We start from the raw sequence: 25,580 nt of genomic DNA on the forward strand, positions 1-25,580 counted from the left end.
TGGGGGACATCGCCCCGTTGGAGCCAACGATATCACGCGAGATCTATCGCACTGTGTCAGAAACTGCCAGCAAAGTGCGACAAGCGTTTCTGCTTGTTACGTCGGACGTATGTGTCAGACGAACGCTCCGGCGAGGCGTTTCACCACGCCGGAGCGCAGCGCTCAGCGCAGACGCAGCATGCCCGGGAAGCCGATGCGCGCGGGCGGAATCATCTGGTCGCCCGGCACCGTGGTTTCCGACGCGCCCACGGGAGCCGCGGCGCCAGCCGGTCCTTCCAGCGTGGCCGGCGCGGTCGTTGCGCCGTTGGGGTTTGCGGGCACCATGCTGGCCGCATTGGGCGTGGCCGCAGGCTCGCTGCCCGAAGCGGGGACCGCCGCACCGGCTGCCGCGCCTTCGTCGGTGTCGTCGTACTTCGGCAGCGGCGCACCATCGCCGTAATCCGGCAAGTTGCTGCCAGACGACGCGCGGCCATCAGAGAGCAGATAGCGGCGGCGCTGCAAATAGGCGTTGCGGATGAACGAGTACTTGTCGATCGCCGCGCCTTCGAGCAGGTCGCTCGCGCCAAGCAGGTTGGCGCGCGTGCTCACCACGTTGAGGCCGTAAAGGCCCCACGACAGCGCGGCCGGATCCACATAGGTGAGCGGATTGATGAAGTAGTTCGGCACGAGGCCGACGCCGTCACGCACCGTGCTAGGACCGAACAGCGGCAGCACGAGGTACGGGCCGGGCGGCACGCCATAGTGACCGAGCGTGAGACCGAAGTCCTGGTTGTGCTTGGGCAGCTTCGCGAGCGTCGCGACGTCGAACAGGCCGCCGAGGCCGAAGACCGTGTTGATCACGATCCGCATGATGTCCTCGACGCCGTCGGTGATCTTCAGCTGCAGGAAGTTGTTCGCGGCGTTGTACACGTCGCCGATGTTCGCGAAGAAGTTCGTCACGCTGTCGCGCACGGGCTGCGGCGTCACCTTCACGTAGCCCTGCGCCACCGGCTTGAGCGCGTACGTGTCAACCTTGTCGTTGAATGTGTACACAGTGCGGTTGAACCCTTCCCACGGATCTTCCTTCGACGGCGTCTGCACCGTCGAACAGCCCCCGAGTGCAAGCGCTGCGACGCCAAGCGTAATGGCGCGCATGCGTATGGTCGTCATTCTTTTTCTCCTTATTGGGCCGCCGAAGCAGCCGGTGCCGGTGCCGGTGCCTGAGCCGGTGCGGGCGCGGGTGCGGCAGCAGGCGCCGCGTCCGTGCTCGCGCCGCTCGACGGCTTCGCGGCGCCCGAATCGGCCGCCTTGCTATAGAGGAACTGGCCGATCAGGTTCTCGAGCACGATGGCCGACTGCGTCATCGAAATGGTGTCGCCGGCCTTGAGCATTTCCGAATCGCCGCCCGGCTCGAGGCCGATGTACTGCTCGCCGAGCAGGCCCGACGTCAGGATCTTCGCCGACGTGTCCTTCGGAAACTGGTACTGCTGATCGAGGTTGATCGTCACCAGCGCCTGATACGTGGTGGGGTCGAAGCCGATCGAAGCCACCCGGCCCACGGTCACGCCTGCGCTCTTCACCGGCGCGCGTGGCTTGAGGCCACCGATATTGTCGAACTTGAGTTTCACCGGGTAGGTGGCCTGGAACGACAGCGAACTCATGTTGCCGGCCTTCAGCGCAAGAAACAGCAGCGCGATAAAGCCCAGCACCACAAACAGACCGACCCAGAAGTCGAGAGCATTCTTTTTCATCGTCATCCCAATGAGAATCCGTTGCGGCGTCGCTCCTGTGCGCGCCGCGCGGCCGGGTCGCTACCCGGCGTCTTTAGCTGAACATCAGCGCGGTGAGCAGGAAGTCGAGGCCGAGCACCGCGAGCGACGCGTACACGACCGTTTTGGTGGTCGCGCGCGACACGCCCTCGGGCGTGGGCTTCGCCTCATAGCCCTGATAGAGCGCGGTGAACGTCACGGCGAAGCCGAACACGATGCTCTTCATCACGCCGTTGCCCACATCGGTCCAGACGTCCACGCCGCCCTGCATTTGCGACCAGAACGCGCCGGCGTCCACGCCGATCAGCAGCACGCCCACCACGTAGCCGCCCAGAATGCCGACTGCGCTGAAAATAGCCGCGAGGATCGGCATGGCGATCACGCCTGCCCACATGCGCGGCGCAACTACCACGCGCACGGGGTCCACCGCCATCATCTCCATGGCCGTGAGTTGCTCGCCCGCCTTCATGAGGCCGATCTCGGCCGTGAGCGAGGTGCCCGCGCGGCCCGCAAACAGCAGCGCGGTGACGACGGGCCCGAGCTCGCGCACGAGCGAAAGCGCGACCAGCAGCCCGAGCGCCTGCTCGGAGCCGTAGCGGTTGAGCGTGTAATAGCCCTGCAGCCCGAGCACGAAGCCGACGAACAGGCCCGACACGGCAATGATCAAGAGCGAATAATTGCCGACGAAGTGGATCTGCTTCGTGACAAGACGCGGCCGGCGCAGCAGCGGGAAGAATTCGAGGACGAGGCGCACGAAAAAGCGCGTGGCATGCCCCGCGCGCGCGATCGTTTCGAGCACGGTGCGCCCGATCGAGCTGATGGCGCCGATCATGAGCGGCCTCCGCCAATGCCGAAGTCCGCTTCGAGCGGCAAGTTCGACGGGTAATGGAACCGGAACGGGCCGTCCGGCGCGCCGTCGATGAACTGGCGCACGATCGGGTCGGTCGAGGCGCGCAGCTCGGCGGGTGTGCCCTGCGCCTGCACGCGACCGTTCGCCAGGAAGTACACATAATCGGCGATCGCGAACGACTCGGGCACGTCGTGCGTGACGAGGATCGAGGTTGCGCCGAGCGCGTCGTTGAGCGTGCGGATGAGGTTCGCGGTGATGCCGAGCGAAATCGGGTCGAGACCGGCGAAGGGCTCGTCGTACATCATGAGTTCGGGGTCGAGCGCGATGGCGCGCGCAAGCGCCACGCGCCGCGCCATGCCGCCGGAAATTTCCGAAGGCGCGAGGTCGCGCGCGCCACGCAGGCCGACGGCGTTGAGCTTCATGAGCACGAGGTCGCGGATCAGCTCTTCAGGCAGGTCGGTGTGCTCGCGCAGGGCGAAGGCGACGTTCTCGAACACCGACATGTCGGTGAAGAGCGCGCCGAACTGGAAGAGCATGCCCATCTTGCGGCGCAGGGCGTAAAGGCCGTCGCGCGACTGCGCGCCGACGTCCTGGCCGCCGAACAGCACCTGGCCGCGCTGGGCGCGAACGAGGCCGCCGATCAAGCGCAGCACTGTCGTTTTTCCGCCACCGGAACCGCCCATGACTGCCACCACCCGACCGCGCGCGAAGCGCATGTTCAGGCCGGACAGGACGAGCCGGTCGCCGTAGCCGAAGTCGACGTCGCGCAGCTCCAGTAGGGTCTCAGAGGTTGAGGGCACGTGGCTGACAGTCCATTTACACGAAGGCGGGATTATAGGGCCATCGTGGAAAACCTGCCGTGACGCCCCTGGACCCGTTGATGTAAGCCGCAAGCGCCCAGTGTTACGGGTTGCGGCCCCCTCGGCATCGGATCGCGCGCGCGACGCAGCCCGATGCCAGGGCGGACCATTATTGCGTAAACGCGTTGCGCAATGCAGCAAGCGCGGCAGCCGGGTCGGCCGCCTCGGTCACGGCGCGCACCACCGCCGCGCTGCCGGCGCCCGTGGCGAGCACCTCGGGCAGCACATTGCCGTCGATGCCGCCGATCGCCACCATCGGCACGACGCCGTCCAGCAGCTTCACGTAGCGGGCCAGACGCGCGAGGCCTTGGGGCGCCGTGGGCATCGCCTTGGTCGTGGTCGCGAAGACGGCGCCGCAGGCGAGGTAGCTCGGACGGAAATGAAGCGCCGTGAGCATCTCGAAGTAGCCGTGCGTCGAGAGGCCAAGACGCACGCCGGCCGCCGCGATCGCGCCGAGGTCGGCTTCGCGCAGATCTTCCTGGCCGAGGTGCACGCCATAAGCGCCGGCCGCGACGGCCTCCTGCCAGTGATCGTTGATGAAGAGCTGCGCGTCGTGCTTGCGGCCCGCCGCGACGCAGCGCTCGATTTCGCTCGTGAGCGCCGGAGACTTCGGCTGCTTGCTGCGCAGCTGCGCCGTCTTGACGCCGTAGTCGAGCACGCGCTCGACCCAGTCGGCCGTGGGCAGCACCGGATACAAGCCAAGCTTCGCGGGACACGGCGCGAACGGCTGCGCGGGCGCGGCGGGCAAGCCCAGCACGCGCGGAAAACGCTTGATGTCGACGGGCCAGGCGTCGGTCTGCTGCTCGTCGCCGTCGCGCCAGGCGAGCGCGAGCACGAGCGCGTCGTGCGGATCGAAGCCGCAGTCGAGGAACGCCGCCAGCGCCGGGATCCAGTCTTCCGCCAGCTCGCCCTCCAGCGCGTAGCGCTCGCCGCCAAGATGCAGCGTGGCGCGCGCCGCCTTCGGGTTTTCGCCCGCGGCTTCGATCACGCCCGCGCCGTCGGTCATCCAGCGCGCGATGTTAGCCAGATGCGGCGCCGCGTCGGTCACGATGATCAGATCGCCGCCGTTGGGCGCGTCGGGCGGCGTGAGACAGATGCGCCACGGCGCATGCGTGGGCTGCCAGTCGCCCAGGCGTGCGCGGATGCGCTCCGCCGTTTCGGTGAGTTCGTCGGCAGGCGGCCAGAACAGTTCGCGGTCCTGCAGGCGCAGCGTTTCAGTCATCGTTTGTCTCCATCCTGGTGCCAGAAAGGCATGCCGACCACGGGGGTGCTCGCGACCGCCGCTTCGCGCTCGGCCATCGGTCCGGCGAGAAACGCGGCGCGCCCGGCCTCGACGCCCTGCGCGAACGCGCGCGCCATCGCCGCGGGGTGCGTGGCCTGCGAGACGGCCGTGTTGAGCAACACGCCGTCGAAGCCCCACTCCATCACCTGGCACGCGTGCGAAGGCACGCCCAGGCCCGCATCGACGATGAGGGGCACATCGGGCAAGCGCTCGCGCAGCACGCGCAAGCCGTAGGGGTTGATCACGCCCTTGCCGGTGCCGATCGGCGCGCCCCACGGCATGAGCGCCTCGCAACCCGCGTCGAGCAGACGCCGGCCGATCACGAGATCCTCGGTGCAATACGGCAGCACCTTGAAGCCGTCCTTCACGAGGCGCGACGCGGCCTCGATCAGGCCGACCGGGTCGGGCTGCAGCGTGTAGTCGTCGCCGATCAGTTCGAGCTTGATCCAGTCGGTTTCGAAGACTTCGCGCGCCATGTGCGCCGTCGTCACGGCCTCGTTGACGGTGAGACAGCCGGCCGTATTCGGCAGGAGCGGCACGCCGTGGCGCTTGAGCAGATCGAAGAAGCCGGCCTCGGCGGTGCCCTCGTTCATCTGGCGGCGCAGCGCAACGGTGATCATGCCGGGGCGCGCGGCAGCCATCGAGTCGGCGAGCGACTGCAGCGACGGATAGCGCGACGTGCCGAGCAGCACGCGGCTCGCGAAGGTTTCGCCGTAGAGCGTGAGCGCGTCGGCGGTGGATGTGGTGGTCATGGGTGGGAATCCTTGGCGGTGTCGTGAACGCGCTCGCGATACATGCGATGCGCGCGACCGGTGGCTTGGGCGAGCGAGGCTCAGCCGCCGGCCACGGGGCTCACGACGTCGAGGCGGTCGCCCGCCTGGAGCGAGCGCGCGCCATGCTGGGTGCGCGCCACGAAATCGCCGTTCAGCGCGACGGCGAACGGCGGACGCGCGCCGAATGCGGCGAGCGCATCGGCGACAGTCGCGCCCTCGGGCAGCGTGATCGGCTTCTGGTTGATATGAATGTCCATGGCAAATACGTTCTCAAACTGCGGATTGTTTCTGGTGAGGCGTCAGGCCGGCTCGTGCGCGCCCTGCGCGTGCAGCATGTCGCCCCAGCGCGACGCGCGGCGCAGCGCCTCGAAGGAATCGGCATCGCTCACGCGGGCGGCGAGCAGTGCCTGGGCGAAGCGCGCGGCTTCGTCGGCGACTTCCGGCGCGATCATGAAACCGTGCCGATAGAGACCGTTCACGCGCAGCGTCGTCTTGCCGTCCCAGATGAGCGCCGGGCGGTGGTCGGGCAGCGTCGGGCGGCACTGCGAGTTCAACTCGAGGATGCGCGCCTCGCCGAACGCCGGATGCACCGCAAACGCCGCGCTCAGCAGTTCGAGCGCCGAGCGCACGCTCACGGGCGACCGGTCCTCGCCTTCGATCTCGGTCGCGCCGATCACGAAGACATCGTGTTCCTTGGGCGCGATATAGAGCGGATAGCGCGGATGCAGGAGCCGCACCGGGCGCGTGAGCGTGATGCCCGGCGCGTGCACGCGCGCGACTTCGCCGCGAATGCCGCGCAAGCCCGGCAGCGCCGGTTTGGCGCCCAGCCCGCGGCAGTCGATCGTCACGCGCGCGGGCGGCGGATTGGCCTCGTCTACCGCGGTGTGCCAGTGGGTTTCCACGCCGCGCGCAGCGAGCCCCGCCGCCAGCGCGGCCAGGGCCTGGCGATTGTCGAGCTGGCCCTCGCCTTCGAGCAGCCAGCCGCGCGCGAAGCGCCCCGCGAGCGCCGGTTCGGCGGCGTCGAGCTGCGCACCGGCGAGCGCGACGAAGTTGGCATCGGCGAGAGAACGCGGCGCGTTGGCGCGCACGCGTCGCTCGAAGAGCGGCGCTTCGGTGCGATCGGCGCTATGCCAGACCACAAGCGTGCCGTTGCGCTGGAAGAACACGGGCTCCGGCAACTCGGCCAGGATGCGCGGCCAGGATTCGAGCGACGCGACGCCAAGCTCGGTGATGAGCAGTTCCGCGACAGCGGCCTCCGCGAGCGGCGCAAGCATGGCCGCCGCGACCCAGGCGGCGGCTTCGCCGCCTTCGGGGCCGCCGCGCTCGTAAAGCGCGACGCGATGGCCCTCGCCGGCCAGACGCCATGCGACGAGCCGGCCGCTCAGGCCGCCGCCGAGCACGGCGAAGTCGGGCACGCTGCCCACGTTGGGGTTGCGGGCGCGGCTCATGACAGTGCTCCGTCACGCAAGGCGAACGCGATAAGAATAGGGGAACAAAGAGAATAGGCGGTCATCGTATCCTTTCCGTACGGCAGCAGCAGACGTACCCAAGGACGAAACCGGCTGGCAAGGCCGACCGTGGAGGCTATGCGGCGCAGACGGCCCGATACGGAATGCGTATACGAACCCAGGCGCCCAAAGCGCAGCCCGGCGGGAATCCTGGCGCCCCCCGCCTTTTCAAAACCCAGGCTGGGCGCCGGCCAAGACTTTCTGGAAACTTCCCGCGCCGGTATTACCCGGATCGGGTGCAAAGGGTTTCTCTCAGCCTCACTGGCGGCATGCCCGGCATACCGGTGAAGCACCCCTGTTTCGTCAACGACGATTAGACCACAAAACGCGCGCGGCCCGCAAACCTCGGCGGAGCCGGGGGTCGTGGTCTGGCACAATGCCCTGAACCCGGCTCTTTCGCCTCCCGAGCCCGCGCGGTGAGACAATGAGCGCCACGCTACGGCGGCGCCGGCGTGCGCTTTTGTCTGCGCCTCGCGCCGGTTTTAGCTCCGCCTGTGACGCGTTAAGACTCACTTAAGCGCCCGACGACAGAATCGCTGCAAAAATCCCTGCAACGCTGCCGCCGTGCGGCGCGCGGCGCATGCCCCAAGCGGGCCGCCACACCTTCAGGACGCACATGACCAACCAACCTGCCCGCGCCACGCCCGATCAGAACGAGCATCAGAAGATCACCGCGTGGAGCCTGATCAAGCCCTACTGGGTCTCCGAGGAACGCTGGATCGCCTGGGGCCTGCTCGTCGCGATCATCGTGATGAACCTGCTCGTCGTGTGGATCAACGTGCGCCTGAACGGCTGGAGCGCGGAGTTCTACAACGCGTTGCAGGCCAAGGACGTCAAGCGCTTCCCGCCGCTGTTGATGACCTTCACCGAGCTGGCGTTCGGCTTCATCATCCTCGCGGTGTATGGCCGCTATCTGCGCCAGATGCTCGGCTTTCGCTGGCGTCAGTGGCTCACCACGCGGTTCCTGAGCGAGTGGCTCGGCAAGGGCGCGTTCTACCGCATCGAGCGCGACCGCCTCGCCGACAACCCCGACCAGCGGATCAGCGACGACCTCCAGTCGTTCGCCACGACCACGCTCTCGCTCACGCTCGACCTGCTCTCCACGGTCGTCACGCTCATCTCGTTCATCACGATCCTGTGGACGCTCGCGGGCGCGCTCACCGTCACGCTGGGCGGCCAGCCGCTCGCGATTCCGGGCTACATGGTCTGGGCTGCCGCGCTCTATGCGGTGTTCGGCTCGCTCGTGATCCAGAAGGTCGGCCACCCGCTCGTGTCGATCAACTACCAGCAACAAAAAGTGGAAGCGGACTTCCGCTTCGGCCTGATCCGCCTGCGCGAAAACGCCGAGCAGATCGCCCTCTACGACGGCATGGACACCGAGCGCGGCAACGCGCAAGGCCTCTTCGCGCACATCAAGGACAACTGGTGGCGCGTGATGAAGTACACGAAGCGCCTCACCTTCGTGCTGAGCTTCTATGGCCAGATCGCCATCATCTTCCCGCTCGTCGTGGCCGCGCCGCGTTACTTCGCGGGGGCCTTCACGTTCGGCGTGCTGATGCAGATCTCGCAGGCGTTCGGCACCGTGAGCGACTCGTTCTCGTGGTTCATCAACAGTTACTCCACGCTGGTCGAATGGCGCGCTACCGTGAATCGTCTGCGCGAATTCGTGCGCGTGGTGCACTCGCCGCGCCTGAAGGAATCGGTCTCGCCCGCCACCGAGCACGGCGGCATCAACCTGCACTTCATCGACAACAACGAACTCGCCACCGAGCACCTCAAGCTCTCGCTGCCCAACGGTACGCCGCTCTCGGAGGTGCGCGACATCGCCATCAAGCCCGGCTCGCGCTGGCTCGTGCGCGGCCCCTCGGGCGCGGGCAAGAGCACGCTGATGCGTGCGCTCGCGGGCCTGTGGCCGTTCGGCGAAGGCTCGATCGACGCGCCTGTCGATGCGCGCATGATGTTCATCCCGCAGCAGAGCTATCTGCCCATCGGCACGCTCAAGGCGGCGCTCACCTACCCCTCGCCCGCCGACGACTACAGCGACGAAGACTGTCGCGAAGCGTTGCGCGCCTGCCGCCTCGAAGAGTACGTGGATCGTCTCGGCGAATCGGCGCACTGGACGCGCGTGCTCTCGCCGGGCGAGCAGCAACGCCTTGCGGGCGCGCGCGTGCTGCTGCACAAGCCCGACTATCTGTTCCTCGACGAAGCGACGAGCGCGCTCGACCCCGACAACGAAAGCCGTCTCTACAAGCTGTTCATGGAACGCCTGCCCAAGGCGGCGATCGTGAGCGTCGCTCACCGCGAGTCGCTCGCGGCGTACCACCACGACACGCTCGAGATCGAGCGCATGCCCGAAGAGCGAGTTGCCGCGTGAGCGCAAGCGCCGAGCGCCCTGAACGCGTCGTGCTGATCACGGGCGCGGGCTCGGGCATCGGCGCGGCGCTCGCGCGGCGCATCGCGGCGCCTCGCGTGGCGTTGATGCTGCATGCGCGCGGCGCGGATGAGGCATCGCGTGCCCGGCTCGCCGCCGTCGCCGCCGAGTGCGAACAGCGCGGCTCGACCAGCGCCACCGCGTACGGGGATCTCGCGCAGGCCGGCCAGGTGGCCGCGCTCGTGGACGCCACGCTCGCGCATTTCGGCGCGCTCGACCAGCTCGTCGCCAACGCCGGGCACGCGCAGCGCCAGACGCTCGCCGCGCTCGACGCCGCATCGCTCGAAAACGCCTTTGCGGCCATGCCAGCGGCGTTCGCGGCGCTCGTGCAACGCGCGCAGCCGGCGCTGGAACGCTCGGCGCGCGCCCGCGTGGTTGCGCTGAGTTCGTTCGTCGCGCACCGCTACCGCGCCGGCGCACCGTTCGCGGCCACGGCCGCCGCGAAGGCCGCGCTCGAATCGCTGGCGAAAACCGCCGCGGCGGAGCTCGCGCCGCACGGCGTGACCGTGAACTGCGTCGCCCCCGGCTATACGCGCAAGGACAAGGGCCCCACGTCGGAAAACGCGCCGGTGTGGGAGCGAGCGGCACAGGAAACGCCGCTCGGCCACGTTGCCGATCCGGCCGATGTCGCCGAACTCATCGCCTTCCTGCTCTCGGACGCCGCGCGCCACATCACCGGCCAGGTGATTCACGTCGACGGCGGGCGCACGCTGTAGCGTCCGAGCAGTTCGCGCGCGCCGTCGTTCGCTCGCTATCGAACTAAACCCTGAACTGAACTTCGAAATAACTATCGGAATACAACGATAGCGGGCGCCAAAAAATGCCCCTCGCCTCAGCGCGGTTTCGCACCGTAAAATAGCCCTCCAGCACACCGGAGACGGGCGGCGGCGCACCGCGCAGCCCGCCAGCGTCAAGCGCACACGCCACCCAACGCGTCTGCGCGAGCCGGGTCGCTTGCGCAGCACGCGCCGCTCACCCGGCTCGTTGCGCGCACAACAAATATGGGAGACACGCTGTGGGCTACTTTCACTGGTTCACCGAGTTGAACGCGCGCGAGCGGCGCACGCTCTACGCGGGATTCGGCGGCTACGCTGTCGACGCGTTCGACTTCATGATCTACTCGTTCCTGATCCCGACGCTCATCGCGACCTGGGGCATGACCAAGGGCGAGGCCGGCATGATCGCGACCAGTTCGCTGATCTCGTCGGCGATCGGCGGCTGGCTCGCCGGCATCCTCGCCGACCGCTACGGCCGCGTGCGCGTGCTGCAGTGGACCATCGCCACCTTCGCGCTCTTCACCTGCCTCTCCGGCTTCACGCATTCGTTCTGGCAACTGCTCGCCACGCGCACGCTGCAGGGCATCGGCTTTGGCGGCGAATGGACGGTCGTCACGATGATGATGGCCGAAACGATCCGCTCGCCGCAGCATCGCGCGAAAGCCGTGGGCACGGTGCAGAGCAGCTGGTCGTTCGGCTGGGGCGCGGCCGCCATCCTGTACTGGGCCTTCTTCGCCCTGCTACCCGAGGAATACGCGTGGCGCGCGTGCTTCTGGATCGGCATCGTGCCTGCGCTCTGGATTCTCTATGTGCGCCGCAACGTGAGCGATCCCGACGTGTTCGTCGCCACGCGCCGGGCGCGCGAAAGCGGCGCGGTGCAAAGCCACTTCATGCAGATCTTCGCGCCCGCGCATCTGGCCACCACCCTGCTCGGCAGCGCGCTGTGCACCGGCATGCTCGGCGGCTACTACGCGATCACCACGTGGCTGCCCACCTACCTCAAGACGGTGCGCCATCTCTCGGTGTTCAACACGAGCGGCTATCTGATCGTGCTGATCGTCGGCTCGTTCACGGGCTACATCGTCGGCGCGATCCTGTGCGACAAGATCGGCCGACGCGCCTCGTTCATCCTGTTCGCCATCGGCTCGTTTGCGCTCGGCATGGCCTACACCATGCTGCCGATCACCGACACCGCCATGCTCCTGCTCGGCTTTCCGCTCGGCATCGTCGTGCAGGGCATTTTCGCGGGCGTGGGCGCGTATCTCTCGGAGCTCTACCCGAACGCGATTCGCGGCTCGGGTCAGGGCTTCTGCTACAACCTCGGACGCGGACTCGGCTCGTTTTTCCCCATTCTCGTAGGCATGTTCGCGCAAACCACCTCGCTCGTGAAGGCGATCGGCGTGGTAGCCGGCGCGGGCTATCTGCTCGTGATCGTCGCGGCGTTGTGCCTGCCGGAGACAAAGGGCAAGGCGCTGACCGAGGAAGTGCCTGATGCCGGGAGCGAGCGAGCGTCTGCGGAGTCCACTGCACGATGAGCGCGAACATGCTGCAATACCGACCGTCCCTCCGTGTTGGGCTACCGGCATGAAAACGATCGTCCTCGGCGCCGGTGTGATCGGCGTCGCTACTGCGTACTATCTGAGCGAACGAGGCTGCGACGTCACGGTCGTCGAACGGGAACCGGGCGTCGCGCTCGGCACGAGCTTCGGCAACGCCGGCGTCATCGCGCCCGGCTATGTCACGCCGTGGGCCGCGCCCGGCATGCCCGCGAAGCTCATCAAGTATCTGCTCAAGCCTACCTCGCCGCTCATCTTCCGGCCCACGCTCGACGCCGCGCAGTGGCGCTGGATCGCGCGCTGGCTGCGCGAGTGCGATCTCGCGCGCTTTCGCGTGAACAAGCAGCGCATGCAGCGCATCGCCTATTACAGCCGCGAATGCCTGCACGCGTTTCGCGCCACGCACGCGTTCGAGTACGGGCGCAGCCAGGGCTATCTCCAGCTCTTTCGCAGCGACTACGACCTCGAACTCGCACAACCGGCGCTCGGCGTGCTGCGCGACGCGGGCATCGTCTATCGCGAGCTCGATGCAGCCGCCTGCGCGCAGGTCGAGCCGGGGCTCGCCTGGTCGCGCGTGAAACCGGTGGCGGGCGTCTATCTGCCCGAAGACGAGGCCGGCGACTGCGCACGCTTTACGCGCGAGTTGCGCTCCGTTTGCGAAGCACGCGGCGTCACGTTTCTGTTCGATACCGAAGTGCTCGCGCTCGAAGCCGCGGGCGGCAAGGTGAACGGCGTGCGCGTGCGCGCCGTGCCTGGACGGCGCACGGCGAACAACCGAAAGGACCGGCGCGAGCTGCGCCGCGCGCCGGCCGAAGTGCTGCGCCCGGCCGAGCGCAGCGAGCCCACCGACGACACGCCCTACACGCTTGCCGCCGACGCCGTGGTGGTCGCACTGGGCGTGGAGAGCGCGGCGCTCGTCGCGCCGCTTGGCGTGCGGGTGCCGCTGTATCCGGTGAAAGGCTATTCGGCCACGCTGCCCGTGGTCGACGAGCAGAAGGCCCCGCGCGCGGCGCTCATGGACGAGTCGCTCAAGACGGCGATCACGCGCTTCGGCCCGTATCTGCGTGTGGCGGGGACGGCGGAACTGGGCGACCACCGCGCGACGCTGCGCGAGCAGGCGCTGCAAACGCTCATGAAGGTGCTCGACGACTGGTTCCCGCACGCCGCGACGCCTTCGTCGGCGCAATTCTGGGTGGGGCGCCGGCCGATGGTGCCGGACGGCGCGCCGCTGCTCGGCACGTCGGGCGTGGATGGCCTGTGGCTGAACGTCGGGCACGGCTCGACTGGCTGGGCGATGTCGATGGGCTCGGGACGCGTGCTCGCGGATCTCGTCACGCAGCGCGTGCCGGAAATCGATCTCGATGGATTGACGCTGGCGCGGTATCGCCACTAAACGCCGGTCGAGACTCCAGCTCGCGGCGACGCCTCAATCCGCGGCGACGCCTCAATCGAGCGCGACGCTCGCCAACGCCTCGTAGCGCGCGCCCTGCCTCGCGAGCGTGCTCGAATACAGCACCAGCGATTCGAAGCGCAACGGCGGCAGCGCTTCGCCGCTGCTAGCCGCCGGCGCGCCCACGGCGTCGCGCGCGAAGCGCGCGAGCGTCACGTGCGGGCGGAACGCTCGCGCGTCGAGTGGCAATCCCACGTCGCCCATGAGTGAGCGCACGTGCCAGTCGAGCGCCGTGAACGCATCCGACATCGCGAGCACCGCCACCATAAGGCGCGGATGCGCACGTCCCGGCCAGCATTCGATATCGGTGACCTGCGCGGGCGGGATGAGCGGCGCGTGCTCGGCGAGCCGCCGCGACAGCGCGTGCCCCTGGTCGAACGACATCGCGCCGATGAATGTCACTGTCAGATGGAGCTGCGCATAGGGCACGCGCCGCGCATTGGGCGGCACGTCCAGCGCGGCGAGCGCATCGCGCGACGCCGCAGTGGGCGAAAGCGCGATGAAGCAGCGCCGCCATTGCTGCGTGTCACGATCGGTCTCGCGGGCTTCGGACATGATCGGCGGGCCTCGTTCGGTCGGGCAATCGCGTCATGGTAATCCTCTCGGGCGAGGCGCGCGCCCATGCAGACCCGCGCACGGACGTAAAAAAGCCGGGTCACCCTCGCGGGTGCCCGGCTTCTGTCGTTGCGTCTCCTGCGGTCTCCCGTGTGTCCCCTCTAACCGACCGTGTCGAATAGCGGGACACACCGGATTTAACGCGGCAACTCCGAGCTGCCCATCAGGTACGCATCGACGGAGCGCGCGCATTGGCGGCCTTCGCGTGTCGACCAGAGTTAGCGCTTTAGCGCTTACTCTGGTCCCAATCCGCGGTTTAACGCGGCAACTCCGAGCTGCCCATCAAATACGCATCGACGGAGCGCGCGCATTGACGGCCCTCACGTGTCGACCAGAGTTAGCGCTTTAGCGCTTACTCTGGTCCCAATCCGCGGTTTAACGCGGCAACTCCGAGCTGCCCATCAAATACGCATCGACGGAGCGCGCGCATTGACGGCCCTCACGGATAGCCCACACCACGAGCGACTGGCCGCGGCGCATGTCGCCGGCGGTGAAGACCTTGTCGACCGACGTGTAGTACGCCTTCTCGCCTTCGGTCGAGGCACGCACGTTGCCGCGCGCATCCTTCTCGACGCCGAATGCTTCGAGCACCGGCGAAACCGGCTGCGTGAAGCCCATGGCGAGCAGCACGAGATCGGCCTTCATTTCGAATTCCGAGCCCGGCACTTCAACCATCTTGCCGTCCTTCCACTCCACGCGCGCGGCGACCAGCTTCTCGATCTTGCCGTTCTTGCCTTCGAGGCGCTTGGTCGCCACCGCCCAGTCGCGCGAACAGCCTTCGTCGTGCGACGACGACGTGCGCAGCTTGATCGGCCAGTACGGCCACACGAGCGGCTTGTTCTCTTCCTCGGGCGGCTGCGGCAGCAGTTCGAACTGCGTGACGCTCTTCGCGCCATGACGGTTCGAGGTGCCCACGCAGTCGGAACCCGTATCGCCGCCGCCGATCACGACCACGTGCTTGCCCTTGGCGAGCAACTGGTTCGGCAGCTTGTCGCCGGCGTTGACCTTGTTCTGCTGCGGCAGGAACTCCATGGCGTAGTAGATGCCTTCGAGTTCACGGCCCGGCACCGGCAGGTCACGCGGCGTTTCCGAACCGCCTGCGATCACCACGGCGTCGAACTGGTCCTTCAACTCCTCCGGCGAGACCGTTTCCTTCGCCGTGTTGCCGATGTGCGCAGGTAACTCGCCACGGCCGATGAACACGTTGGTGCGGAACGTCACGCCTTCCGCTTCCATCTGGCGCATGCGGCGGTCGATCAGCCACTTTTCCAGCTTGAAGTCGGGGATGCCGTAGCGCAGCAGGCCGCCGATGCGGTCGTTCTTCTCGAACACCGTCACGTCGTGCCCGGCACGGGCAAGCTGCTGTGCGGCGGCGAGGCCCGCGGGGCCCGAACCGACTACGGCAACCTTCTTGCCCGTCTTGTGCTTCGCGACTTGCGGCGCGACCCAGCCTTCGGCCCAGGCCTTGTCGATGATCGCGTGCTCGATCGACTTGATGCCGACCGGATCGTCGTTGATGCCGAGCGTACACGCCGCTTCGCAGGGCGCCGGGCAGATGCGGCCCGTGAACTCGGGGAAATTGTTCGTGGAATGCAGGACGTCGATCGCGCTCTTCCAGTCCTGGCGGAACACGAGGTCGTTGAAGTCCGGAATGATGTTGTTGACCGGGCAGCCGTTGTTGCAGAACGGGATGCCGCAGTCCATGCAGCGTGCGCCCTGGATCTTCGCGTCGGCGTCGGAGAGCGCCGCCACGAATTCCTTGTAGTGCTTCACGCGCGTGAGCGGTGCTTCGTACGCCTCATGCTGGCGCTCGAACTCGAGAAAACCGGTTGCCTTACCCATAGGGTTCTCGTCTATCTCTATCTATTCGGTGAGGGGACCGCGCCCGCCGCCGCTTCAGTGAGCGCGGCGGGCGCTTCGTCTTCGTTCAGTCGTCGTCTTGCGGATCAGGCGGCCAGTTCTTCCTGGCTCGCCTTCTTCGCGCCGAGTTCGGTCAGTGCGCGCTTGTATTCCGTCGGGAACACCTTCACGAACTGGCGGCGCGCCGCATCCCAGTTTTCGAGCAGCGCCTTGGCGCGCGTCGAGCCCGTGAACTGGAAGTGACGCTCGACGAGTCCCTTGAGCAGCGCTTCGTCGGTCTGGCCCGTGTGCCACAGTGCGCGGTCCACGGTGCGCTCCTGTTCGGCCTGCTGCAGGACCGGGTCGAGCGCGACCATCGACTTGTTGCACTTGCCGGCGAAGGTGCCGTCCGGGTCGTACACGTAGGCGATGCCGCCCGACATGCCCGCCGCGAAGTTACGGCCCGTTTCGCCGAGCACGAGCACCGTGCCGCCCGTCATGTATTCGCAGCCGTGGTCGCCCGTGCCTTCGACGACCGCCGTCGCGCCCGAGTTACGCACCGCGAACCGCTCGCCCGCCACGCCGCGCAGGAAGGCTTCGCCTTCGAGTGCGCCGTACATCACCGTGTTGCCGCAGATGATGTTTTCTTCGGACTTGCCGCGGAAGTCGTTGGTCGGACGGATGATGATGCGGCCGCCCGAGAGGCCCTTGCCGACGTAGTCGTTGCCGTCGCCCACGAGGTCCAGCGTGATGCCGCGTGCGAGGAACGCGCCGAAGCTCTGACCCGCCGTGCCCTTCAACTGGATGTGGATCGTGTCTTCCGGCAGACCGTCGTGGCCGTACTTCTTCGCGACGACGCCCGAGAGCATCGCGCCGACCGTGCGGTTCACGTTGCGCACCGGCTGGATGAACGAGACGTGCTCGCCCGTTTCGATCGCAGCCTTGGCCTTCTCGATCAGCGTGTGATCGAGCGCGCGGTCCAGACCGTGGTCTTGCGTGTCGACGTGCTTCTTCGCGACTTCAGCGCCGACCGACGGCTGATAGAACACGCGCGAGAAGTCGAGGCCCTTCGCCTTCCAGTGCTCCACGCCACGGCGCGTGTCGAGCAGATCCGCGCGGCCGACCAGGTCGTCGAACTTGCGGATACCCAGTTGCGCCATGATTTCGCGCACTTCTTCAGCGATGAAGAAGAAGAAGTTGACGACGTGCTCGGGCTGGCCCGAGAACTTCGCGCGCAGCACCGGATCTTGCGTCGCAACGCCGACCGGGCAGGTGTTCAGGTGGCACTTGCGCATCATGATGCAGCCCTGCACGACGAGCGGCGCCGTCGCAAAGCCGAATTCATCCGCGCCGAGCAGCGCGCCGATCACCACGTCGCGGCCCGTCTTCATCTGGCCGTCGGCCTGCACGCGGATACGGCCGCGCAACTGGTTCAGCACCAGGGTCTGCTGCGTTTCCGCCAGACCGAGTTCCCACGGCGTGCCGGCGTGCTTGAGCGACGAGAGCGGCGAGGCGCCCGTGCCGCCATCGTGACCGGCGATCACGACGTGGTCGGCCTTGGCCTTCGCCACGCCGGCTGCCACCGTGCCCACACCCACTTCCGACACCAGCTTCACGGAGATCGACGAAACCGGGTTCACGTTCTTCAGATCGTGAATGAGCTGCGCCAGGTCTTCGATCGAATAGATGTCGTGGTGCGGCGGCGGCGAGATGAGGCCCACGCCCGGCACCGAGTAACGCAGCTTGCCGATGTACTCGGAAACCTTGTGGCCCGGCAGCTGACCGCCTTCGCCCGGCTTCGCGCCCTGCGCCATCTTGATCTGGATCTGGTCCGCCGACGACAGGTACTCCGCCGACACGCCGAAGCGGCCCGACGCCACCTGCTTGATCTTCGAACGCAGCGAGTCGCCATCCTTGAGCGGGATGTCCTTCACGACTTCGGGTCCGATGATCGACTGCATCGTGTCGCCGTTCTTGATCGGAATGCCGCGCAGTTCGTTGCGGTAGCGCTTCTCGTCTTCGCCGCCTTCACCGGTGTTCGACTTGCCGCCGATGCGGTTCATCGCAACGGCGAGCGTGGCATGCGCTTCCGTCGAGATCGATCCGAGCGACATCGCGCCCGTGGCGAAGCGCTTGACGATTTCCTTGGCCGGCTCGACGTCGTCGATCGAGATCGCGCGCGCCGGGTCGAGGCGGAATTCGAACAGACCGCGGAACGTCATGTGGCGCTTCGTCTGATCGTTGATCAGGTGCGCATATTCCTTGTACGTCTGATACGAGTTGCTGCGCGCCGAGTGCTGGAGCTTGGCGATCGCGTCCGGCGTCCACATGTGGTCTTCGCCGCGCACGCGGTACGCGTACTCGCCGCCCGCGTCGAGCATGTTGGCGAGAACCGGGTTGTCGCCGAAGGCGTCGCGGTGCAGACGGATCGCTTCTTCGGCCACTTCGAACAGGCCGATGCCGCCCACCTTCGAGGCCGTACCCTTGAAGTACTTGGCGATGAGGTCGTCAGCCAGACCGACGGCTTCGAAAATCTGCGCGCCCGTGTACGACATGTACGTGGAGATGCCCATCTTCGACATCACCTTGAGCAGGCCCTTGCCGACTGCCTTGGTGAAGTTGTAGACGGCCTTCTCGCCCGACAGGTCGCCCTTGAGGCCCTGCGCCATTTGCGCGAGCGTTTCCATCGCGAGGTACGGGTGCACGGCTTCCGCGCCGAAACCGGCGAGCAGCGCGAAGTGGTGCGTTTCACGCGCCGAACCCGTTTCCACGACGAGACCCGTGCTCGTGCGCAGACCGTGCTGCACGAGGTGCGAGTGGATGGCCGAGGTGGCGAGCAGCGCGGGAATAGCGACGTTGTCGCGGTCCGCGCGGCGGTCCGACACGATCAGGATGTTGTAGCCCGACTTGACCGCATCGACAGCTTCCGCGCACAGCGACGCGAGGCGCGCTTCGATGCCTTCCTTGCCCCAGGCCACCGGGTAGCAAATGTTCAGCTCGTAGCTGCTGAACTTGCCGCCCGTGTACTGCTCGATCGCGCGGATCTTCGCGATGTCCTTGAAGTCGAGCACCGGCTGCGACACTTCGAGACGCATCGGCGGGTTGATGTTGTTGGTGTCGAGCAGGTTCGGCTTCGGGCCGATGAACGACACGAGCGACATCACCATGTTTTCGCGGATCGGGTCGATCGGCGGGTTCGTGACCTGCGCGAACAGCTGCTTGAAGTAGTTGTAGAGCGTCTTGTTCTTGTTGGACATGACCGCCAGCGGCGAGTCGTTGCCCATCGAACCGACCGCCTCTTCGCCCGACATTGCCATCGGCGCCATCAGGAACTTGAGGTCTTCCTGCGTGTAGCCGAACGCCTGCTGACGGTCGAGCAGCGCGGCGGCTTCGGCGCGCGCGGTCGCGACGTCTTCCGCCTTCGGCTCGATCTCGTCGAGCTTGATGCGCACGGCGTCGATCCAGCTCTTGTACGGCTTGGCGTTGGCGAGGTTGTCCTTGAGTTCCTTGTCGTCGATGATGCGGCCGTGTTCCATGTCGATCAGGAACATCTTGCCCGGCTGCAGACGCCACTTCTTGACGATCTTCGACTCGGGGATCGGCAGCGTGCCGGCCTCCGACGCCATGATGACCAGGTCGTCGTCCGTGACGATGTAGCGCGCCGGACGCAGACCGTTACGGTCGAGCGTCGCGCCGATCTGGCGGCCGTCGGTGAACGCGATCGCCGCGGGGCCGTCCCACGGCTCCATCATCGCGGCGTGGTATTCGTAGAACGCCTTGCGGTTCTCGTCCATCAGCGTGTGCTGCTCCCAGGCTTCCGGGATCATCATCATCACCGCGTGGACGAGCGGGTAGCCCGCCATCACCAGCAGTTCGAGACAGTTGTCGAACGATGCCGTGTCGGACTGGCCCGGATAGATCAGCGGCCAGAGCTTCGGCAGGTCGTCGCCGAGCACGTGCGAGGCGATCGCGCCGGTACGGGCGTTCAGCCAGTTCACGTTGCCCTTCACGGTGTTGATTTCACCGTTGTGGGCGATCATGCGGTACGGGTGAGCCAGCTCCCACGCCGGGAACGTGTTGGTCGAGAAGCGCTGGTGCACGAGCGCCAGTGCCGAGACCACGCGCTCGTCCTGCAGGTCGCGGTAATACACGCCGACCTGGCCGGCGAGCAGCAGGCCCTTGTAGACGACCGTGCGCGCCGAGCACGACGGCACGAAGTATTCCTTGCCGTGCTTGAGCTTGAGCGCCTGGATGCGGTGGCTCGCGGTCTTGCGGATGACGTACAGCTTGCGCTCGAGCGCGTCAGTGACCATCACGTCCTTGCCGCGGCCGATGAAGATCTGGCGGATCAGCGGCTCGCTCGCCTTCACCGTGGGCGAGATCGGCATGGCATGATCGACCGGCACGTCGCGCCAGCCCAGCACGACCTGGCCTTCGGCGCGCACCGTGCGCTCGAGCTCCTGCTCGCAGGCGAGGCGCGAAGCGTGTTCCTTCGGCAGAAAGATCATGCCGACACCGTACTCGCCGAACGGCGGCAGCGTCACGCCCTGCTTGGCCATCTCTTCCCGATAGAACGCGTCCGGAATCTGGATCAGGATGCCCGCGCCGTCGCCCATCAGCGGATCGGCGCCCACGGCGCCCCGGTGGTCGAGGTTCTCGAGAATCTTCAGGCCTTGCTGAATGATTTCGTGGCTCTTCTTGCCTTTGATGTGGGCGACGAAGCCGACGCCACAGGCGTCGTGTTCGTTTTGCGGGTCATAGAGACCTTGCGCGGCGGGCACCGCGGCGCGCTGCTGGTGATCGTTCATGGGGACACCGTCAGAGTGGGGGCCGTTGCCAGCCGTTGAATCCGTTTTCTTGATTTACGCCGCTTACGTGACCGCTGTACGGCGTTGCGCGGGTACTACGTGCTTCCCGCGTTATGCGCCCAGGAGAGCCGAAAGGCGAATATACGCGACGAATCAAGGGGATGCAAATAAAAGGTGATGATTGAACCCCAATTATCGAGTTGGTGCATTCGCACATTTTTTTATTGGTGCCATATCAAAGACGGACAAAAGAAAACGGCATCCGGAGATGCCGTTTATCTCGTAAACATTTGATCCGAAAAGCAATCAGTGAGCACCAGTGCCCGGCTTGCGCTCGTCGTGTTCCGAACTCGAACCGGAGGAGGCACCGTTGCCGGAATCCTGCGAACCACCGGAATGGCCGCTCGCGCCACCCGGATTTCCACCCGATGTTGTAGCCGAACCACTCCCGGCGTGGCCGCCTCCGTGCGTCGAGGTCGAGCCAGCCGGGTTGGCGCCGGAGTGCGAGCTAGAATGGGGGCCAGATTTGGCGGCGCCATGCCCCGCCGGCTGACCGCCGCCTGCGCCCGATCCGGCCGCAGGCGTCGAAGCCGGGCTTGCGGTGGGCGCGGCGCCAATAGCGCCCTGCGTTGCCGCAGGCGTGCCCGGCGCCTCGCGCACCTTGCGCGGGCGCCCGCGCGGCAGCGGCGAGACGCGCCGGTTCGCCGTGCGCGACGCCCAATCGCGGTACGTGTCGCTGCCGAGCACCCAGCCCTTGAGCGTGGCCTGCATGAGCTGCGTCGTTTCGCGTTCGTCGAGCACCTGCTCGCAGAGTTCGCGATACGCGCGCTGACGCTCGAACGGCGTATTACCGAGCGCCCAGTAGAGCGGATGGTCGGTGATGAGGCTGTCGACGGTCAGGCCGATGTGATGCCGGTAGCTCGACCATCGATAGTCTTCGGGCGCCGTCACGAGGTGGCCGCGCACCGGTGCGAGCTCGACGACGCGGCTCGCCAGCAGGAAGAAGCGCTCGCCCTCGATGACCGTCGCGCGGTAGCGCCCCTCCCAGAGCGTGCCGCGACGCGCATAGCGCCGGTTGAAATGCGCCACGTAGCGCCGGCCGACCGCCTGCATTGCCTTGGGCAGGCTGGATTCGTCGGAGGGCGTCACGAGCAGTTGCACCGCGCCGGGCATCAAAACCCACGCATGCACCGCCAGATGATGATCGCGCGCCGCGGCCTTCAGGCAGTCGATGAACAGTTCGTAGTCCTGGTCATCGACGAACGCGGGCTGCTGATCGAGACCGCGCAGGATCACATGCTGTGGCTGATCGGGAACATAAAGACGTGCAAGCCGTGCCATGCTCGATTTTCCTGGTTCCGTTGGTGAATACCCGCAGACCCGCCAGGCCCCACCAGCGTTAGTTCTCGCTGGCATGCGGCTTCGGCGGAAAGCTCGCGGCGCTTAGTAAAAAAGCTCTAACGGTCGCGTCTGGTTTGTTGCAAACGTTGTGTTCATAATGAGCGGGCCTTTCATGGAGGAGCAATTAATATGAAATTAAAACAGGCGCTGGCAGGGGTCGCCGCGCTCGCCAGTTTCACGGCGGCACACGCACAATCCGCAAACACCTTCTACGTCACCACCGGCTGGTTCCGCTTCATGCCGCAGGACACCAGCGATCCGCTCAAGATCGACACCGTCGGCGGCGCGCCCGTCAACATGGCCATTCCGAATACAGGCGCCAGTGTCGGCTCGGCCGACACCGTGGGTTTCTCCCTCGGCTACTACATCACCGACCACTTCGCTACCGAAGCCGAACTGGGCATTCCGCCGAAGTTCGATATTTCCGGCGGCGGCAGCTTCAGCAGCTTCGGCAAGGTCGGCTCGGCAAAGCTGTGGAGTCCCGCGCTGCTGTTCAAGTACTACTTCAACAGCCCCGAAGCAAAATTCCGTCCTTACCTCGGCGTCGGCGTGACCTACGCCTGGTTCACCGACGCGAAGATCACCAACGGCTCCTTCGAACAGGGTGTACTTGGGGGTCCGACCAGTGTTTCGACGGATCGTTCCTGGGCCCCCGTGTTTAACCTGGGCTTCAACTACAACTTCACGAAGCACTGGTTCGCCGGTTTCTCGCTCTCGTACATCCCGATCAACGTGACGGCCACGTACCACACGACGCTGAACAACCAGTTCGGCACCCAGCGAGTCGCGGAATCGAAGATTCACCTGAACCCGCTCGTGACGTACCTGAAGGTCGGCTACAACTTCTAACGCCCTTCGGCGCCCCGCACTACCTCGCGCCGCCCCTTCGCCCCGCCCTTGCGGCGTCTGGCGGAGGGCGGCGTTTCCCGCCCGGCCGTGCACTTCCCTTCTTGGCGTCTCCATCGATTTTTCCCCGCCTTCGCATGGGCTTATCCTGATTCTATGCCTCTGCGAAAAAGCGTGCTGTCCCCGTAATCACCTGTTTTGTCACCAGAGAGCGAATCCCAGCCTGGCAGGCGTTTGCCCCCGGCGCGCTGCGCTCGTTCAAGGCTCGGGCACTGGAATTGCGCAATACTTGCCCTCCTGCCCTCGCCCTACCGCGCCCTTTTTCGTGCGCCCCGCGGCGAGCCTTTTTACCTGTGACTTTTCAACGACGGAGCCATACATGAGCGCCTTTCCGAACACGCGAGAAGCCCTCGGCGATTCCTGGACGCGCACCAGCCGACACGCGCGGCGCATCGCGCGCCGCGGCCGCAGCGCCGCCGCCGATATCACCGACGAGCTGCGTGATCTGCTCGCCGAGCTGGAAAACACGCTGGGCGAAGGAACCCAGGCCGATGCCGCCGCGCTGCGCGCCGACATCCGCAAGCGTCTCGACGCCGCCCGCGAGCGGCTCGAAGTGGCGCGTGCAGCCGCGCGCGACCATACTGACGCGGCCATCGCCGGCGCCGACGACTACGTGCACCGTAATCCCTGGCAGGCCGTCGCGATCGCTGGCGGCGTAGCGCTGGTAATGGGCGCCCTGCTGTCGCGCCGCTGAAGGAAGATCCGGGCGCCGGGCGCCCGGGCTGGGCCTCAAGCGTCGAGCGTGTGCGGCCCGATCACGTCGATACGGTCGGTGCAGACCGTATCGACGCCCCAGCTCACTAGTTGCCGGGCGCGCTCGAGGTCGTTCACCGTATAGGCGAGGATGAAAAGCCCCGCCGACTTGATGCGCTCGACGAGCGCCTCGTCCAGATGGCGATGGCTCGTATGGAGCGACACACACTCGAGCGCCGCCGTCTGCTCGCGCCAGTCGGCGGGCACGCGCTCGAATAGCAGGCCGCGCGGCAGTTGCGGCGCGCTCGCGCGCGCTGCCTCGAGCGCCGCGTAGGAAAACGACGAGAGCAAAGGCGGCATGCCCGTCTGCGCTTCTTGCTCCCACAGGCGCGCCGTTTCGGCGCCGACCATGCGCCCTGTCTCCACGTCGCGGCCCGTGCAAGGCTTGATCTCGACGTTCGCCGCAAGCCCCAGCTCACGACAGCACGCCGCGACTTGAGCGAGCGGGGGCATCCGTTCGCCTGCAAAACGCGCGTCCCGCCAGCTGCCCGCGTCCAGCGTGGCAAGTTCCGCGTAGCGCATGCACGCCGCCGCGCCGTGCCCGTTCGACGTGCGGTCCACCGTGTCGTCGTGGAGCAGGAACACGACGTTGTCGAGGGACAGCCTGGCATCGAACTCGACCATCGTATGGCCGAGGCCCGCACCGGTGCGCAGCCCCGCGAGCGTGTTCTCGGGCGCGAGCGTGCCGCCTCCTCGGTGCGCGGCAACGCGCGGATAGGGCCAGGACTTGATCAAATGGGCTCCCGGAAGGCAGGGGCGGTGAGATAGGGCGAGCCGCGCCCTCAAACGTCGTCGGCGACGACGAAGAGACGGCGGTACTCCTTCAGGGCGTAGCGGTCGGTCATACCCGCGATGTAATGCGCGATCAGCCGCGGCTGCACGGCGGCGTCCTGCGTCTGGTACGGCGGCGGCAACAGGCGCGAGTCTTCGCTGAACGCCTCGAACAGCCCCTTCACCACGCGCCGCGCCTTGTTGGCCATGCGCATCACGCGATAGTGGCGATACAGGTTGCGGTAGAGGAAGCGCTTGAGCGCTGCCGCCTGCGCGGCCACGCGCTCGCTGTGCGCGACGAGCGCGGGCGCCGTGCGCACGTCGTCGAGCGACTGCGGCGCGCACTCGGCGAGATTGCGCCGCGTCTGCCCGATCAGATCGACGATCAGCGTGTTGATGATGCGCCGCACCGTCTCGTGAACCAGCCGGCGGCCCTCGATCTGCGGATATTCGGCGCGCGCGGCGTCGTAGTGCGTTTGCCAGAGTTCGACCTCGGCGAGCTGCTCGATGGTGAGCAGGCCCGAGCGCAAACCGTCGTCGACGTCGTGGTTGTTGTAGGCGATTTCATCGGCGATATTGGCGATCTGCGCTTCGATCGACGGCTGCCGGCCGAGCAGAAAACGCTCGCCCAGATCGCCCAGATGCCGCGCATGCTCGCGCGAACAGTGCTTGAGAATGCCTTCGCGCGTCTCGAAGCACAGGTTCAGGCCGTCGAACGCGCCGTAGTGCTCTTCGAGCTCGTCCACGACCGCGAGGCTCTGCAGATTGTGCTCGAAGCCACCGTGCTCGCGCATGCACTCGTTGAGCGCGTCCTGGCCCGCATGGCCGAACGGCGTATGGCCGAGGTCGTGGGCGAGAGAGATCGCCTCGACCAGATCCTCGTTCACGCGCAGGTTGCGGGCGACCGAACGGGCGATCTGCGCGACTTCCAGGCTGTGCGTGAGCCGCGTGCGAAAGAGATCGCCCTCGTGATTCACGAACACCTGGGTCTTGTACTCGAGGCGGCGAAACGCCGTGGAATGGACGATGCGGTCACGGTCGCGCTGGAACTCGCTACGCGCGGCGGGCGGCGGCTCTGGGTAGCGCCGCCCGCGCGAGCGCGAGGCGTGCGCCGCGTAAGGCGCGAGGCCGGCCTCGAATGACGCGACCAGCGCGGCGCTGGCGTCGCCACCAGGCGCCTCGCTGCCTTCCTGAACACTATGGGGATCACTACGGTTATCGCTGCGGGTGTCGCTCACCGTTCCTCCGCAAAG

Annotated in this window: 18 protein-coding genes, 2 pseudogenes and 1 riboswitch; of the genes and pseudogenes, 6 read left to right on the plus strand and 14 right to left on the minus strand. The window is 66.7% G+C overall.

The window, feature by feature from the left end:
- Positions 1 to 162: 162 nt before the first annotated feature.
- From M3I53_RS20470 to M3I53_RS20505, 8 genes are all read right to left on the minus strand, one after another.
- Positions 163 to 1,149, minus strand: coding sequence for a VacJ family lipoprotein (locus M3I53_RS20470; protein WP_254317697.1), 987 nt, complete (start codon positions 1,147 to 1,149; stop codon positions 163 to 165).
- 11 nt (positions 1,150 to 1,160) lie between these two features.
- The gene (gene mlaD, locus M3I53_RS20475) at positions 1,161 to 1,730 is read right to left on the minus strand and encodes an outer membrane lipid asymmetry maintenance protein MlaD (RefSeq protein ID WP_254317698.1); all 570 of its coding nucleotides are present in this window, start codon (positions 1,728 to 1,730) and stop codon (positions 1,161 to 1,163) included.
- 73 nt (positions 1,731 to 1,803) lie between these two features.
- Positions 1,804 to 2,580 carry a lipid asymmetry maintenance ABC transporter permease subunit MlaE gene (gene mlaE, locus M3I53_RS20480; protein WP_028206561.1) on the minus strand — a complete coding sequence of 259 codons (777 nt, stop codon included), beginning with the start codon at positions 2,578 to 2,580 and terminating at the stop codon, positions 1,804 to 1,806.
- Positions 2,577 to 3,398 (minus strand): ABC transporter ATP-binding protein, encoded by an 822-nt coding sequence (locus M3I53_RS20485; RefSeq protein ID WP_254317699.1) that lies wholly within the window; start codon positions 3,396 to 3,398, stop codon positions 2,577 to 2,579. The genes mlaE and M3I53_RS20485 overlap by 4 nt, the downstream gene beginning before the upstream one ends.
- 169 nt (positions 3,399 to 3,567) lie before the next feature.
- Positions 3,568 to 4,680, minus strand: a complete 1,113-nt coding sequence (gene thiE / locus M3I53_RS20490) for a thiamine phosphate synthase (protein WP_254317700.1) — start codon at positions 4,678 to 4,680, stop codon at positions 3,568 to 3,570.
- On the minus strand, positions 4,677 to 5,492 hold the full coding sequence (locus tag M3I53_RS20495) for a thiazole synthase (protein ID WP_254317701.1): 816 nt from the start codon (positions 5,490 to 5,492) through the stop codon (positions 4,677 to 4,679). The genes thiE and M3I53_RS20495 overlap by 4 nt, the downstream gene beginning before the upstream one ends.
- 80 nt (positions 5,493 to 5,572) lie before the next feature.
- Positions 5,573 to 5,770, minus strand: a complete 198-nt coding sequence (gene thiS, locus M3I53_RS20500; protein ID WP_028206558.1) for a sulfur carrier protein ThiS — start codon at positions 5,768 to 5,770, stop codon at positions 5,573 to 5,575.
- A gap of 42 nt (positions 5,771 to 5,812) precedes the next feature.
- Positions 5,813 to 6,961, minus strand: a complete 1,149-nt coding sequence (locus M3I53_RS20505) for an FAD-dependent oxidoreductase (protein ID WP_254317702.1) — start codon at positions 6,959 to 6,961, stop codon at positions 5,813 to 5,815.
- 252 nt (positions 6,962 to 7,213) lie between these two features.
- Positions 7,214 to 7,328: riboswitch (TPP riboswitch) on the minus strand.
- A 309-nt stretch (positions 7,329 to 7,637) separates the two neighbouring features.
- On the opposite strand from M3I53_RS20505, the gene M3I53_RS20510 reads away from it, so the two are divergent.
- The 4 genes from M3I53_RS20510 (at position 7,638) to M3I53_RS20525 (ending at position 13,177) form a co-directional block, all read left to right on the plus strand.
- Positions 7,638 to 9,395 (plus strand): ABC transporter ATP-binding protein/permease, encoded by a 1,758-nt coding sequence (locus M3I53_RS20510; protein ID WP_254317703.1) that lies wholly within the window; start codon positions 7,638 to 7,640, stop codon positions 9,393 to 9,395.
- Positions 9,392 to 10,168 (plus strand): SDR family oxidoreductase, encoded by a 777-nt coding sequence (locus M3I53_RS20515; protein WP_254317704.1) that lies wholly within the window; start codon positions 9,392 to 9,394, stop codon positions 10,166 to 10,168. Before M3I53_RS20510 ends, M3I53_RS20515 begins: the two co-directional genes overlap by 4 nt.
- A 299-nt stretch (positions 10,169 to 10,467) precedes the next feature.
- Positions 10,468 to 11,763, plus strand: coding sequence for an MFS transporter (locus tag M3I53_RS20520; RefSeq protein ID WP_254317705.1), 1,296 nt, complete (start codon positions 10,468 to 10,470; stop codon positions 11,761 to 11,763).
- A 49-nt stretch (positions 11,764 to 11,812) separates the two neighbouring features.
- Positions 11,813 to 13,177 carry a D-amino acid dehydrogenase gene (locus M3I53_RS20525; RefSeq protein ID WP_254317706.1) on the plus strand — a complete coding sequence of 455 codons (1,365 nt, stop codon included), beginning with the start codon at positions 11,813 to 11,815 and terminating at the stop codon, positions 13,175 to 13,177.
- Positions 13,178 to 13,228: 51 nt separating this feature from the next.
- Here M3I53_RS20525 and thpR read toward each other — a convergent pair whose 3' ends face one another.
- From thpR to M3I53_RS20545, 4 genes and pseudogenes are all read right to left on the minus strand, one after another.
- The gene (gene thpR, locus M3I53_RS20530) at positions 13,229 to 13,789 is read right to left on the minus strand and encodes an RNA 2',3'-cyclic phosphodiesterase (RefSeq protein WP_254317707.1); all 561 of its coding nucleotides are present in this window, start codon (positions 13,787 to 13,789) and stop codon (positions 13,229 to 13,231) included.
- Between the two features lie 435 nt (positions 13,790 to 14,224).
- A complete protein-coding gene (locus tag M3I53_RS20535; RefSeq protein ID WP_254317708.1) occupies positions 14,225 to 15,691 on the minus strand; it encodes a glutamate synthase subunit beta in 1,467 nt (488 codons plus the stop codon).
- Positions 15,692 to 15,795: 104 nt separating this feature from the next.
- On the minus strand, positions 15,796 to 20,496 hold the full coding sequence (locus M3I53_RS20540; protein WP_254317709.1) for a glutamate synthase-related protein: 4,701 nt from the start codon (positions 20,494 to 20,496) through the stop codon (positions 15,796 to 15,798).
- Between the two features lie 624 nt (positions 20,497 to 21,120).
- Positions 21,121 to 21,837 (minus strand): annotated as a pseudogene (locus M3I53_RS20545) (transposase); the annotation flags it as partial.
- A gap of 189 nt (positions 21,838 to 22,026) precedes the next feature.
- On the opposite strand from M3I53_RS20545, the gene M3I53_RS20550 reads away from it, so the two are divergent.
- Entirely contained in the window at positions 22,027 to 22,746 is a 720-nt protein-coding gene (locus tag M3I53_RS20550) for an OmpW family protein (RefSeq protein ID WP_254317710.1), read from the plus strand.
- A 376-nt stretch (positions 22,747 to 23,122) separates the two neighbouring features.
- Positions 23,123 to 23,497 (plus strand): YqjD family protein, encoded by a 375-nt coding sequence (locus M3I53_RS20555; protein WP_254317711.1) that lies wholly within the window; start codon positions 23,123 to 23,125, stop codon positions 23,495 to 23,497.
- A 35-nt stretch (positions 23,498 to 23,532) separates the two neighbouring features.
- Here the strand turns inward: M3I53_RS20555 and ugpQ are convergent, their stop codons facing one another.
- Both ugpQ and M3I53_RS20565 read right to left on the minus strand, forming a co-directional pair.
- Positions 23,533 to 24,288 (minus strand): glycerophosphodiester phosphodiesterase, encoded by a 756-nt coding sequence (gene ugpQ / locus M3I53_RS20560; protein ID WP_254317734.1) that lies wholly within the window; start codon positions 24,286 to 24,288, stop codon positions 23,533 to 23,535.
- Between the two features lie 50 nt (positions 24,289 to 24,338).
- Positions 24,339 to 25,472: pseudogene (locus M3I53_RS20565) on the minus strand (deoxyguanosinetriphosphate triphosphohydrolase); the annotation flags it as partial.
- Positions 25,473 to 25,580: the final 108 nt, after the last annotated feature.

Source organism: Paraburkholderia sp. CNPSo 3272 (genome assembly GCF_024206495.1).
In the GTDB taxonomy this organism is placed as follows: domain Bacteria; phylum Pseudomonadota; class Gammaproteobacteria; order Burkholderiales; family Burkholderiaceae; genus Paraburkholderia.